Consider the following 13,221-nt stretch of genomic DNA (forward strand, 5'->3'; position numbering starts at 1 on the left):
AAAGAAACGATGACGCCCGGGCCGGTCCGGGCACGTACCCTTTTCTGTTGTGCCGAACGCCAATGAAGACATCTCCAGTGCCCTGACCCAGGTGCAGCACCGCGCAGTCAGTGAACTGCTGCGGGTGTCCCCGGTCGCCGACGACCTCGCCCGCCGTTTCCAGGATGCCGGATTCAGTCTCGCCCTGGTTGGCGGCTCGGTCCGGGACGCGCTTCTCGGCAGGCTGGGGAACGACCTGGACTTCACCACCGATGCCCGCCCCGAGGACGTCCTGAAGATCGTCCGCCCGTGGGCGGACTCGGTGTGGGAGGTCGGCATCGCCTTCGGCACGGTGGGGTGCCAGAAGAACGGCTACCAGGTCGAAGTCACCACGTATCGGTCAGAGGCGTACGACAGGACCTCGCGCAAACCGGAGGTTTCCTACGGCGACTCCATCGAGGAAGACCTCGTACGCCGCGACTTCACGGTCAACGCGATGGCTGTCGCGCTGCCGCAGAAGGAATTCATCGACCCGCACGGCGGCCGTGAGGACTTGGCGGAGCGCGTGCTGCGTACCCCCGGGACGGCCGAGGAGTCGTTTTCCGACGACCCGCTGCGCATGCTGCGCGCCGCGCGCTTCGCCGCGCAGTTGGACTTCGATGTCGCCCCCGATGTGGTTACCGCGATGACTGAGATGGCAGGACGTATCGAGATCGTCTCCGCCGAGCGGGTCCGTGAGGAGTTCAACAAGCTGCTGCTCTCCGCTCACCCCCGGAAGGGTCTTGGCTTGCTGGTCTCCACGGGGCTGGCGCAGCAGGTGCTGCCGGAGCTGCCCGCGCTGCGACTGGAAAGTGACGAGCATCACCGTCACAAGGATGTCTACGAGCACTCGCTGACCGTCCTGGAGCAGGCGATCGATCTGGAGGAGGACGGACCCGATCTGACTCTGCGGCTCGCGGCGCTGCTCCATGACATCGGCAAGCCGCGGACCCGGCGCTTCGAGAAGGACGGGCGCGTCTCGTTCCATCACCACGAGGTGGTGGGCGCCAAGATGGTCAAGAAGCGAATGGCTGAGCTCAAGTACTCCAACGACATGATCAAGGACGTCTCGAAGCTGGTGGAGCTGCACCTGCGCTTCCACGGCTACGGCGACGGGGAGTGGACCGACTCCGCCGTTCGCCGGTATGTGCGTGATGCGGGTCCGCTGCTGGAGCGGCTGCACAAACTGACCCGCTCGGACTGCACGACGCGGAACAAGCGCAAGGCCAGTGCCCTCTCGCGGACGTATGACGCACTCGAGGAGCGCATTACGCAGTTGAAGAACCAGGAGGAGCTGGACGCCATCCGGCCCGACCTGGACGGCAACGAGATCATGCAGACGCTGGGTGTCGGTCCTGGGCCGGTGATCGGCAAGGCGTACGCGTTCCTGCTGGAGCTGCGGATGGAGCACGGCCCGATGGCGCACGACGCCGCGGTCGCTGAGCTCAAGAAGTGGTGGGCCGCGCAGAACTGAAGTCGGAGCCGGCGTCATGTTTCACGTGAAACATGACGCGACCGACGCGACGAGGGCACTGTTTCACGTGAAACAGTGCCCTCGTCGCGTCTACCGGCTTCGAGGTCGGCCCGTCGGTTACGGCCGTGGGGCCGCTGCCCGTACGGTCCGGGGCCTCGCTGCGGCGGATAGGCCATTCGGCGCTCCCTGGATGTCCGTCATCCTTCCCTTCGGCGCACGCACGCTATAGCGATCCAGCGACGCGACTCCACCGGAACATCGCCACTGCGACGATCGTGTAGAGCGCGGCAACTCCGATCACCACTGCGGCCGACTCGCCGTCAGGAGGCAGGAGCAGGGCGGCTACTGCGGCAGCGCCCACAAAGGCCACGTTGAACAGCACGTCGTACAGGGAGAAGACCCGGCCTCGGAACGAGTCGTCCACCGACGTCTGCACGACGGTGTCCGTTGCGATCTTCGCCCCCTGGGTGACCACTCCGAGGATGAACGCCGCGATCAGCATCGGTTCGGGGCTGAACCACAACCCCAGCGCGGGTTCGAGGACGGCGGCCGCGGCGGCACAGGCCGCCATCCAGCGGAACCGGCCGAGCCGCCCCACCGCCCAGGGCGTCACCAGGGCGGCCGCGAAGAATCCCGCACCTGAGAACCCCACGGCAAGGCCGAGCAGGGCCAGTCCGCCGGAGTTGCTGTCGGACCAGGCGTACCGGCACAGCATCAGCACCATGACGGTCAGCGACCCGTAGCAGAACCGGATAACCGTGATGGCGGCCAGTGCCCGTGCTGCGTCCTTCCGCTCCGCCAGATGGCGCAGTCCGCCGACGAGTCCCCGTGCGGTGGTGGCCAGGGCATCCCTCAGCCGGAGACGGGGGCCGCCCGGATCCGGCCCGAGGAGACCGGCCGCAAGGCGCAGGGATGCCAGCGCCGACGCCAGGTAGAGCCCCGCGCCCAGCAGCACGACCGCCGCATCGGAGTCCGCCGCGACCAGACGTACAGCGAAGGCAAGGCCGCCGCCCGCCGTGGCGGCGAGCGTTCCCGCGGTCGGTGAGAGCGAGTTGGCCATGACCAGTCGGTCCTCGTCGACGACCCGGGGCAGCGCGGCCGAGAGGCCCGCCAGTACGAAGCGGTTGACCGCGGTGACGCACAGCGCCGAGGCGTAGAAGAGCCAGTCGGGCGCGGTGCCGAGGATCAGCAGGGCGGTGCAGCAGGCGAGGGCGGTGCGCAGCAGATTGCCGTACAGAAAGACCTGGCGGCGCGGCCAGCGGTCCAGGAAGACGCCGGCGAAGGGGCCGATGAGCGAGTACGGAAGCAGCAGTACGGCCATCGCGGAGGCGATGGCTCCCGCCGATGTCTGCTTCTCCGGGGAGAAGACGACGTGTGCGGCGAGGGCGACCTGGTAGACGCCGTCGGCGGACTGGGAGAGGAGCCGTACGGCGAGCAGACGACGGAAGTTCCGAAGGCGCAGGAGTACGCGCAGATCACGTACGACGGGCATGAGGGCAAGGGTCACATACGTTGAGGGTCCCCGGGCGGATTACCCGGGGACCCTCAACGATGCGGGAGAGGCGGAGCGTTGCCGCTCATCTCTCTCCTACGGTGACACGCCGTTTCCGGTCGGGTCAGCGCTCGACGTCGCCGTTGATGAACTTCTCGACGTTCTCACGGGCCTCGTCGTCGAAGTACTGGACCGGCGGGGACTTCATGAAGTACGAGGACGCGGAGAGGATCGGGCCACCGATGCCGCGGTCCTTGGCGATCTTCGCGGCACGCACGGCGTCGATGATGACACCGGCGGAGTTCGGGGAGTCCCAGACCTCGAGCTTGTACTCCAGGTTCAGCGGAACGTCACCGAAGGCGCGACCCTCGAGGCGCACGTACGCCCACTTGCGGTCGTCCAGCCAGGCCACGTAGTCCGACGGGCCGATGTGCACGTTGTCCGCACCCAGCTCACGGTCACGGATCTGGGAGGTGACGGCCTGCGTCTTGGAGATCTTCTTGGACTCAAGGCGCTCACGCTCGAGCATGTTCTTGAAGTCCATGTTGCCGCCGACGTTCAGCTGCATCGTGCGGTCCAGGACGACGCCCCGGTCCTCGAAGAGCTTCGCCATCACGCGGTGCGTGATGGTGGCGCCGACCTGCGACTTGATGTCGTCGCCGACGATCGGGACACCGGCCTCGGTGAACTTGTCAGCCCACTCCTTGGTGCCGGCGATGAAGACCGGGAGGGCGTTGACGAACGCGACCTTGGCGTCGATGGCGCACTGCGCGTAGAACTTCGCAGCGACCTCGGAACCGACGGGCAGGTAGCAGACGAGAACGTCGACCTGCTTGTCCTTGAGGACCTGGACGATGTCGACCGGCGCCTCGGTGGACTCCTCGATGGTCTCGCGGTAGTACTTGCCCAGACCGTCGTGGGTGTGGCCGCGCTGGACCGTCACGCCGGTGTTCGGCACGTCGGCGATCTTGATCGTGTTGTTCTCGCTCGCGCCGATGGCGTCCGCGAGGTCGAGGCCGACCTTCTTCGCGTCGACATCGAAGGCGGCGACGAACTCGACGTCACGCACGTGGTACTCGCCGAACTGGACGTGCATCAGACCAGGCACCTTGCCGGCCGGATCGGCGTCCTTGTAGTACTCGACGCCCTGCACCAGCGAGGCGGCGCAGTTGCCCACGCCGACGATGGCTACGCGAACCGAACCCATTCCGGTTGCTCCCTGTGTTGAGTGTTCTCGGTGATTCCGATGAAGGCCCTGCGGAACTGCCGGGACTTCATTTGCCGGGGTCGTCGGACGGATCCGGCGGGGTGTGACCCCGATGCCGGGGCAGGCCGTCCGACTCTCCTGCTGTGTTCTGCGGAGCCGAGCCCTCGGGCGAGGATCGTCGCTGATCCCGTCCCGACCGCTCGCTCTCGATGAGCTCGTTCAGCCAGCGCACTTCGCGCTCCACGGACTCCATGCCATGTCGCTGCAGCTCAAGTGTGTAGTCGTCGAGTCGCTCGCGGGTTCGTGCCAGAGAGGCGCGCATCTTCTCCAGGCGCTCCTCCAGCCGGCTGCGGCGGCCTTCCAGCACACGCATCCGCACCTCGTGCTCCGTCTGCCCGAAGAAGGCGAAGCGGGCTGCGAAGTGCTCGTCCTCCCAGGAGTCGGGGCCGGTGTGCGAGAGCAGCTCCTCGAAGTGCTCCTTACCTTCTGCCGTCAGCCGGTAGACGATCTTGGCGCGGCGCCCAGCCAGTGAAGAGGCAGGGGCGACCGCACGGCCGGTGGCGGGCGGGAGGTCGACGGGAGCATTTCCTGTTTCCTCGATCAACCAGCCGTTGGCGACCAGCGTCTTTAGGCAGGGGTAGAGGGTGCCGTAGCTGAAGGCGCGGAAGATCCCCAACGAGGTGTTGAGGCGCTTGCGCAGTTCGTACCCGTGCATCGGCGACTCGCGGAGCAGGCCGAGTACGGCGAATTCGAGGATGCCGGAGCGTCTGCTCAACTTCGCCTCCTCCTTACTCCGAGTGCTCTCGCGGAGCCCTATGCCGAGCTGATGTATCGACTCGATACATCCTGACGATAGATCGCTCGTCGCGTTGCGACAAGGGGGACCGTCGTGAACGGCGTCACATCATCAATTCGTAGGAAGCGACTTGCGTTATTTGGGGTGAACTTCGGCCCTAGGGGGGTTTTGACCGTGCGTAGTCTGTGCGGCATGCAGACCACCGGGAACCGTGTGGCGTCCGCGCGCGTCAGTCATCGCGGACCGATCGGATCGGCTGCGGATGAGCCTGTCGCAGGGCTGGTCCGTAATTCGGGGGGACCGGATCTCAACTGCCGCTTCCAGGCGTTCTCGCCTGCCCGAGGAGTAGTCGTTCGATGAGCGAGCACCGTCGCAAAACGCAGCAACCGCAAGGTGGCGGGCGTGCCGCGGCCAGACGAGCCGCCCAGTCGTCCTCAGGACGCCGTGCAGCGCCGTCACGCGGAGTAACTTCCGAGTCACCTTCCGATTCTTATGGCGGGGAGAGTCCGTACGGCGGACGTGCCGAGGCCAGGAGGGCCGCCCAGCGCGGCGGGCGTCGTGCCGCCGAGGGGGGTGGCGCGGGTTATGGCGGAGGGGGTCGCCGCCGTGGTGGCGGCGACGGGCGCGAAGGCCCCGGCAGGGGCCGGGGACGCGGCAATCAGCCTCCTGCCAAGAAGCGCTTCATCGACTACCCGCGCGCCGGCAAGTACGGCGCGAGGCGCTGGATGCCGTCGTGGAAGCTGGTCTCCGGTCTGTGCATCGGTTTCCTGGGCCTGCTCATGGGGGCCGCCGGGCTGGCGTACGCGATGGTCGGCACGCCCCAGGTGAAGGATGCTGCCAAGGCGGAGAACAACGTCTATTACTGGGCGAACGGCAAGCAGATGGTCGCGACGGGTGGTGAGACCAACCGTCAGATCATCGATTACTCGCAGATCCCCGCAGCCATGCGGAACGCTGTCATCTCGGCGGAGAACAAGTCGTTTGAAACGGACAGTGGTATCGACCCCATGGGCATCGCCCGGGCCCTCTACAACATGGCCAAGGGCGGTGAGACCCAGGGTGGCTCGACGATCACCCAGCAGTATGTGAAGAACTCGCGGCTTTCTCAGGATCAGACACTGAGCCGCAAGTTCGAGGAGTTGTTCATCACGCTCAAGGTCGGCAAGACGATGGACAAGAAGGACATCATGGCCGACTACCTCAACATCTCGTACTACGGACGAGGTGCATCGGGGATCCAGGCCGCGGCCCGTACGTACTACGGCCAGGACGCCAGGGATCTGGACGCGAGCCAGTGTGCCTTCCTGGCCACGTTGCTCAAGGGTGCAACCTACTACGATCCGGCGGGTGCGCCCGAGTACGACCCCGTACAGGCCACCGCGGCGAAGAACCTGGATCGCGCGAAGAAGCGCTGGGCCTGGATCCTCGAGGAAGAGGTGAAGGACAGCCGGATGACGGCTGGGGATCGCCAGAAGTTCCTGAAGCAGGGTTTCCCCATGCCGGACCCGCCGAAGAAGAGTGCGGAGTTGGGCGGCCAGATCGGTTATCTGGTGGACCTGGCCAAGTCGAACTTCCTCAACAACAACACCAATGGCATCACCGCTGACAAGCTTGCCCAGGGCGGGTACGAGATCCACACCACCTTCGTGAAGAGCAAGGTGGACAAGCTCAACGCCGCTGTCAAGAAGGTCTACGACAACAAGATCAAGCCGAAGCAGCGCCCCACGACGGACACGCACGTCCAGTTCGGTGGCGCGTCGGTGGATCCGAATACTGGTGCCATCGCCGCGATCTACGGCGGCCAGAATGCGACGACGCATTACACCAACAACGCCGACACCACCGGTGCGCAGGTCGGTTCGACCTTCAAGCCGTTCGTGCTGACGGCCGCGATGGAGTACGGCAAGCGTGACCCGGCCGGCGAGCAGGTTCAGGACGAGGCGCAGCGTACGAAGGTCTCGCCGAAGAGCATCTACAACGCCGACGACCTGCTGAAGATCAAGAAGTACAACGGTGAGGTCTGGACCGATGAGAACGGCAAGGAGTGGCTGCAGTCCAACGACGGCCATGAGTCGAGGGGCAACATCACCCTTCGCGAGGCCATGCAGTGGTCCGCCAACTCCCCGTACGTCCAGCTCGGTATGGACGTCGGCACCGACAAGGTGAAGGAGGTCGCCGTCGCCGCAGGTCTGCGTGACGACAGCTCCATGGCGGACTCGACCGTTCCGTCCTTCTCTATCGGTACGTCCCAGCCGAGTGCCATCCGGATGGCGGGGGCGTACGGCACCTTCGCCACCAGCGGTCTGCAGCACGATCCGTACTCGGTCGAAGACGTCAAGTACCGCGGCGAGGTCATCTATCAGCACAAGAAGGTCAACAAGCGTGCCTTCGACAACGCCATCGCCGACAACGTCACCGACGTTCTGAAGAACGTCGTGGAGAAGGGAACCGGCACGCCTGCCCAGCTCCCCGGCCGCGACGTCGCGGGCAAGACCGGTACGACGGACGACAACAAGTCCGCCTGGTTCGTGGGCTACACCCCGCAGCTGTCGACGGCCATCAGCATGTACCGGCTGGACGACAACGAGAAGCACAAGAACCGTAAGTTCGAGAAGATGTACGGCACGGGTGGCGAGAAGACGATCCACGGTGCCTCGTTCCCGGCCCAGATCTGGCACGACTACATGATCGAGGCGCTGAAGGGAACTACGCCGGAGAGCTTCACGAAGCCGGAGCCCTGGGGCGAAACGGTCTATGGCGGTGGCGCGAAGAGCCCCAGCCCGACGCCGAGCATCGTGCCTTCGGAGACCCCCTCCAGCACGCCGTCCTCGACGCCTTCGACGACTCCCTCCGTACCGACGCCCGACCCGAGCGACAGCTGCGGGGCATGGGACTGGAACTGCCAGAACAACAACGGCGGCACCAGCAGCGGAACCGACACCGGCGGAGGCACCACCACCGGCACGACTGACGGCGGTACGGGCAGTACGGACACCGGAACCACTACCGGTACGTCAGCGGCCGACGGTGGTACCACGGACACCGGCGGGAACGGCAACGGCAACGGGAACGGGAACGGCAACATCTTCGGAGGTCCGGCCGGGTAGCGCCCGGCAGGCAAGCGCTCCACTCGGCCGGCAGGCCGGCGAAGGGGAGCCGCAGGAGGATGTCCCCAGGGCCGCCGCACCACTCGGTGCGGCGGCCCTCACCGTTTCCACAGTCCCGTACGGCAGGATGTGCGGCATGCCAAGCGCAGAGGACACGAGCGTGCACCAGGAGCGGCCCGTCGTACGGCCCACGCAACAGGACGAGATCGCGGTGGCCGGCAGTGAGCTGATCGGTGGCCGGTCGGGACGCTGGGCGAGGATCGGCACCGGCCCGCTCACACCCGTGCGTGTCGTCGCGCTGGTGGCGATCGGGATGTTTGCGCTCGGCATGGTGCAGAAGGCGCCCTGCTACAACTGGGCGTGGTTCAGAGGCGCCAGTTCGCAGTACACGCACGCGTGCTACTCCGACATTCCGCATCTCTTCGTCGGGCGTGGCTTCGCCGACGGCCTCGTGCCGTACTTCGACCGGCTGAGCGGCGACATGCAGTACCTCGAGTACCCCGTACTGACGGGTGTGTTCATGCAGGTCGCGGCCTGGCTGACGCCCGGCGGCTCCATGCAGTACCGCGAGCAGATGTACTGGATGGTCAACGCGGGCATGCTCATGATCTGCACCGCGGTCATGGCCGTGTGTGTCGCCCGTACACACCGGCGCCGTCCGTGGGACGGGCTGCTGGTCGCCCTGGCGCCCGCCTTCGCGCTCACCGCGACGATCAACTGGGACCTGCTGGCCGTCGCCCTGACGGCCGCGGCCATGCTCATGTGGTCCCGGCAGCGGGCGCTTGCGTTCGGCATCCTCATCGGCCTCGCCACGGCCGCCAAGCTCTATCCCGTGTTCCTGTTGGGGCCGATCTTCGTGCTCTGCTGGCGCGCGGGCAAATGGCGGGAGTTCTTCGTGGCGACGCTCGGCGCGGCCGCGTCCTGGTTGGTGGTGAACCTGCCGGTGATGGTGTTCGCGCCCGAGGGGTGGAAGAAGTTCTACACGTTCAGCCACGACCGGCCGCTCGACTTCGGTTCGTTCTGGCTGATCATCGCGCAGCGTGCCGGCATCTCCATCTCGGTCGACACCGTGAACAACATTTCGCTGCTGCTGACGATCCTGCTGTGCGCGGGCATCGGCGTGCTGACCCTGATGGCCCCGCGCCGGCCCCGCTTCGCTCAGCTCGCGTTTCTCGTCGTCGCGGCGTTCATCCTCACGAACAAGGTCTATTCGCCACAGTACGTGCTGTGGCTGATCCCTCTTGCGGCGCTGGCCAGGCCGCGCTGGCGGGACTTCCTCATCTGGCAGGCGTGCGAGGTCATGTACTTCCTGGGGATCTGGATGTACCTCGCGTACACGACGAGCGGCGACAAGCACCAGGGGCTGCCGACGGAGGGCTACCAGCTGGCGATCGCCGTGCATCTGCTGGGCACGCTGTACCTCTGCGCCGTCGTCGTACGGGACATCTTGATGCCGGAGCGGGACGTCGTACGCAGCGACGGGTCGGACGATCCGTCTGGTGGGGTGCTCGACGGCGCCGAGGACGCCTTCGTACTGGGACACGCAGCGACGCACCGGCCGCGGCACGCGGCGCACGCGGTCGAGGGGCCGTGGGTGGAGTGGGGCGCGACGCACGAATCCGCCACCGACTGAGCCGGGCCTCGCCGGAAGGCTGCGAGCCTCCGGCGAGGCCCTGGCCTCAACGGTCGTTCTCCGGGTCGGCCCGGCGCCTCAGCGGTCGACGAGGCGGTCGAACTGGGTGGTCGTGTGGCGCAGATGGGCGACCAGCTCGTCCCCGACCTTCGGCTCCGGTGCGTCCGCAGGTACGAACAGGATCGACACCTGCATGTGCGGCGGCTCGGCGAACCAGCGCTGCTTGCCCGCCCAGACGAACGGCGACAGATTGCGGTTGACCGTGGCCAGGCCTGCGCGGGCGACGCCCTTGGCCCGCGGCATCACGCCGTGCAGGGCCTTCGGGGCCTCCAGGCCCACACCGTGGGACGTACCGCCGGCCACGACCACCAGCCAGCCGTCGGAGGCGGCCCTCTGCTGGCGGTAGCCGAACCGGTCGCCCTTGACGACACGTGTGACGTCGAGGACGGAGCCCCGGTACTCCGTCGCGTCGTGGTCGCCGAGCCACAGCCGCGTGCCGATGCGGGCGCGGAAGCGGGTCTGCGGGAACTGCTGCTGCAGCCGGGCCAGTTCCTCGGCACGCAGATGACTGACGAACATGGTGTGCAGCGGCAGCCGGGCCGCCCGCAGGCGGTCCATCCAGCCGATGACCTCCTCGACCGCGTCCGAGCCGTCCGTCCGGTCCAGCGGCAGGTGCAGGGCAAAACCTTCGAGGCGTACGTCCTCGATGGCGGCGTGCAGCTGCCCCAGCTCCTCCTCCTTGACGCCGTGACGCTTCATCGAGCTCATGCACTCGATGACGACCCGGGCCCCGACCAGCGCGTGCACACCGTCCACGGAGGACACGGACCGGATGACGCGGTCGGGCAGTGGCACCGGCTCCTCGCCCCGCCGGAACGGGGTGAGCACCAGCAGATCGCCGCTGAACCAGTCCTTTATGCGGGCCGCCTCATAGGTGGTGCCGACGGCCAGGGTGTCGGAGCCGAAGCGGATCGCCTCGTCGGCGAGCCGCTCGTGGCCGAAGCCGTATCCGTTGCCCTTGCAGACCGGGACGAGCCCGGGGAACTGGTCGAGCACGGATTTCTGGTGCGCCCGCCAGCGCGCGGTGTCGACGTAGAGGGAGAGCGCCATGGCCGGTCCGGAACCTTTCTGGTGGCTGCGGTGTATCAGAGGTATGCGGAGCTTGATGAAGTGCCTGAGATTGTTGGCCTGCCTTCCGGCATGCCTGCTGAAGCACCTATTGAAACGAATGAAGCCGTTTTCGTTTTCGTCAGCGGCGCGACATGTACATATCGAGAGCCTTGTGGAGCAGCTTGTTGAGCGGGAAGTCCCACTCGCCGACGTACTCGACGGCTTCGCCGCCGGTGCCGACCTTGAACTGGATCAGACCGAAGAGATGGTCCGTCTCGTCGAGCGAGTCGCTGATGCCACGAAGGTCGTAGACGGTCGCGCCCATCGCATACGAGTCGCGCAGCATGCGCCACTGCATCGCGTTCGAGGGCCGGACCTCGCGCCCGATGTTGTCGGATGCGCCGTACGAGTACCAGACGTGGCCACCGACGACGAGCATCGTCGCCGCCGACAGGTTCACGCCGTTGTGCCGCGCGAAATAGAGCCGCATGCGGTTGGGGTCCTCGGAGTTGAGTACCGTCCACATGCGCTGGAAATAAGAGAGCGGGCGCGGCCGGAAGTGGTCGCGGACCGCGGTGATCTCGTACAGTCGCTGCCATTCGGCGAGGTCCTCGTAACTGCCCTGGACGACCTCGACACCGGCCTTCTCGGCCTTTTTGATGTTGCGGCGCCACAGCTGGTTGAAGCCCTTGAGGACGTCTTCCAGCGACCGGTTGGCCAGCGGGACCTGGAAGACGTAGCGCGGTTGTACGTCACCGAATCCGGCGCCGCCGTCCTCGCCCTGCTGCCAGCCCATCTTCCTCAGCCGGTCGGCGACTTCGAAGGCACGAGGCTCGATGTGGGTGGCCTCCACGTCGCGCAGGCGCTTCACATCAGGGTCCTGGATACCGGACTTGATGGCGGCCGAGTCCCAGCGACGGATGACCACCGGCGGGCCCATCTTCACGGAGAAGGCCCCCTGCTGCTTGAGATGCGCCAGCATCGGCTGCAGCCAGTCGTCCAGGTTCGGGGCGTACCAGTTGATGACCGGGCCTTCGGGGAGGTACGCGAGATACCTCTTGATCTTGGGCAGCTGGCGGTACAGGACCAGGCCGGCGCCGACCAACTTGCCGCTCTTGTCGAACCATCCCAGATTCTCCGAGCGCCATTCGGTCTTCACATCAGCCCACGCCGGGACCTGGCAGTGACTGGCCGAAGGCAGACTCTGGATGTACGCCAGATGCTGCTCTCGGCTGATGGTCCTCAGGGTCAGGCTCATGTCGGGGCGCTCCTCGGCAGGTGTGTCCCCATCGGTCAGGGGCTCCGGCTCTCGCGCCGAAGCCTACTGCGACCGGGGAGCGCCCCGTCTGGCCCTATGGGACCTTGCCGACCCGGTGGAACCCGGCAGGCCGGTCCACCGGGACCTGGACGGCCCCGTGGTGCGGACCGGCGCCGGGTCCCGGTGCGTTCGGCCGGGTCCGGGCCGGGATCAGCCGACCACGCCGCCGAAGAGGCCTCCATGGGCCATGCCCAGGAAGAATCCGATGGCGGACGCGCCCATGCCGAGGATCAGCGGGAACCTCTCGCGTGTGGTCACCGAGATGTACTGCCCGTACGCACCCGTCAGGATCCCGACGAGTCCGGCCCACGAGCTGATCAGATGCAGACTGTGGAACATCGCCGTCACGAAGGCGAGAAGGCCGAGAACGACGGTCACCGCCACCAGGGCGTCCTGGAGCGGATGTGGCCTGCCGTCCGTGGCCAGCAGGGAAACGGCAGGGCGGGTTCGCATTGTCTGTGCCATGGAGTACCTCCTGGCCGAAAGGCGGCGCATCGTGTCGCCGCTCACACCCGATGTGTACAGACTGCGTCTCCTGAGCACCGGATTTCAACCGGAAGCCGGTGTGCGGGTACTCTGTACGGTCTGCACCGGTGTCTGCCCAGGCCAGCACATCAGCCCCTCTCGATGGAGGGCGTTGTCAGTGCCGGCTGTTTTACTCGGAGACACTGTTGCTTTACGCATCACGACCCTCCTGCCACGGAACGACCGTGGCCGCTGAGTCCAAAGGAGGTGGGTTCCACATGCGTCACTACGAGGTGATGGTCATCCTCGACCCCGATCTCGAGGAGCGCGCTGTCTCCCCGCTGATCGAGAACTTCCTCTCCGTCGTCCGTGAGGGCAACGGAAAGGTTGAGAAGGTCGACACCTGGGGCCGTCGTCGTCTCGCTTACGAGATCAAGAAGAAGCCCGAGGGCATCTACTCGGTCATCGATCTGCAGGCCGAGCCTGCGATCGTCAAGGAGCTCGACCGCCAGATGAACCTGAACGAGTCGGTCCTCCGGACCAAGGTCCTCCGTCCCGAGATCCACTGAGCATCTAGCTCAGCGGTCATCGGGTTCGAGTA

General features: G+C 66.3%; 10 protein-coding genes. 4 read left to right on the forward strand and 6 right to left on the reverse strand.

All coding sequences use genetic code 11. The features are described from left to right. The first annotated feature begins 49 nt into the window (after positions 1–49). Positions 50–1,492: a CCA tRNA nucleotidyltransferase gene (locus OHB49_RS21760; protein WP_329162334.1), complete on the forward strand. Its 1,443-nt coding sequence runs from the start codon at positions 50–52 to the stop codon at positions 1,490–1,492. A 223-nt stretch (positions 1,493–1,715) separates the two neighbouring features. On the opposite strand, the gene OHB49_RS21765 is transcribed toward OHB49_RS21760, so the two are convergent. The 3 genes from OHB49_RS21765 to OHB49_RS21775 all read right to left on the reverse strand — a co-directional run bounded on the left by OHB49_RS21765 (position 1,716) and on the right by OHB49_RS21775 (position 4,966). After that, positions 1,716–2,984, reverse strand: coding sequence for an MFS transporter (locus tag OHB49_RS21765; RefSeq protein WP_329162335.1), 1,269 nt, complete (start codon positions 2,982–2,984; stop codon positions 1,716–1,718). 124 nt (positions 2,985–3,108) lie between these two features. Next, positions 3,109–4,191, reverse strand: a complete 1,083-nt coding sequence (locus OHB49_RS21770; RefSeq protein WP_030973768.1) for an inositol-3-phosphate synthase — start codon at positions 4,189–4,191, stop codon at positions 3,109–3,111. Positions 4,192–4,258: 67 nt separating this feature from the next. After that, entirely contained in the window at positions 4,259–4,966 is a 708-nt protein-coding gene (locus OHB49_RS21775) for a PadR family transcriptional regulator (protein ID WP_030973770.1), read from the reverse strand. A 377-nt stretch (positions 4,967–5,343) separates the two neighbouring features. On the opposite strand from OHB49_RS21775, the gene OHB49_RS21780 reads away from it, so the two are divergent. Together OHB49_RS21780 and OHB49_RS21785 are read left to right on the forward strand one after the other, a co-directional pair. Beyond that, positions 5,344–8,094 (forward strand): transglycosylase domain-containing protein, encoded by a 2,751-nt coding sequence (locus OHB49_RS21780; protein ID WP_329162337.1) that lies wholly within the window; start codon positions 5,344–5,346, stop codon positions 8,092–8,094. Between the two features lie 136 nt (positions 8,095–8,230). Beyond that, complete coding sequence (locus tag OHB49_RS21785; RefSeq protein WP_329162339.1) at positions 8,231–9,727, forward strand: glycosyltransferase family 87 protein; 1,497 nt, start codon at positions 8,231–8,233, stop codon at positions 9,725–9,727. Between the two features lie 78 nt (positions 9,728–9,805). Here OHB49_RS21785 and OHB49_RS21790 read toward each other — a convergent pair whose 3' ends face one another. The 3 genes from OHB49_RS21790 to OHB49_RS21800 form a co-directional block, all read right to left on the reverse strand. Beyond that, positions 9,806–10,837, reverse strand: a complete 1,032-nt coding sequence (locus OHB49_RS21790; RefSeq protein WP_030973776.1) for an alanine racemase — start codon at positions 10,835–10,837, stop codon at positions 9,806–9,808. Between the two features lie 139 nt (positions 10,838–10,976). After that, positions 10,977–12,095: a lipid II:glycine glycyltransferase FemX gene (locus OHB49_RS21795; RefSeq protein ID WP_030973778.1), complete on the reverse strand. Its 1,119-nt coding sequence runs from the start codon at positions 12,093–12,095 to the stop codon at positions 10,977–10,979. A 210-nt stretch (positions 12,096–12,305) separates the two neighbouring features. Next, a complete protein-coding gene (locus OHB49_RS21800) occupies positions 12,306–12,620 on the reverse strand; it encodes a hypothetical protein (protein ID WP_030973780.1) in 315 nt (104 codons plus the stop codon). A gap of 278 nt (positions 12,621–12,898) precedes the next feature. Between OHB49_RS21800 and rpsF the strand changes: the two genes are divergently transcribed. Then, the gene (gene rpsF / locus OHB49_RS21805; RefSeq protein ID WP_030930552.1) at positions 12,899–13,189 is read left to right on the forward strand and encodes a 30S ribosomal protein S6; all 291 of its coding nucleotides are present in this window, start codon (positions 12,899–12,901) and stop codon (positions 13,187–13,189) included. Positions 13,190–13,221 lie beyond the last annotated feature (32 nt).

The organism is Streptomyces sp. NBC_01717, from assembly GCF_036248255.1.
Lineage (GTDB): Bacteria > Actinomycetota > Actinomycetes > Streptomycetales > Streptomycetaceae > Streptomyces.

Coding starts and splice junctions, on each gene's coding strand:
- OHB49_RS21780 (WP_329162337.1), top strand. CDS start 5,344: ATGAGCGAGCACCGTCGCAAAACGCAGCAACCGCAAGGTGGCGGGCGT.
- OHB49_RS21785 (WP_329162339.1), top strand. CDS start 8,231: ATGCCAAGCGCAGAGGACACGAGCGTGCACCAGGAGCGGCCCGTCGTA.
- OHB49_RS21790 (WP_030973776.1), bottom strand. CDS start 10,837: ATGGCGCTCTCCCTCTACGTCGACACCGCGCGCTGGCGGGCGCACCAG.
- OHB49_RS21800 (WP_030973780.1), bottom strand. CDS start 12,620: ATGGCACAGACAATGCGAACCCGCCCTGCCGTTTCCCTGCTGGCCACG.
- OHB49_RS21765 (WP_329162335.1), bottom strand. CDS start 2,984: ATGCCCGTCGTACGTGATCTGCGCGTACTCCTGCGCCTTCGGAACTTC.
- OHB49_RS21795 (WP_030973778.1), bottom strand. CDS start 12,095: ATGAGCCTGACCCTGAGGACCATCAGCCGAGAGCAGCATCTGGCGTAC.
- OHB49_RS21770 (WP_030973768.1), bottom strand. CDS start 4,191: ATGGGTTCGGTTCGCGTAGCCATCGTCGGCGTGGGCAACTGCGCCGCC.
- rpsF (WP_030930552.1), top strand. CDS start 12,899: ATGCGTCACTACGAGGTGATGGTCATCCTCGACCCCGATCTCGAGGAG.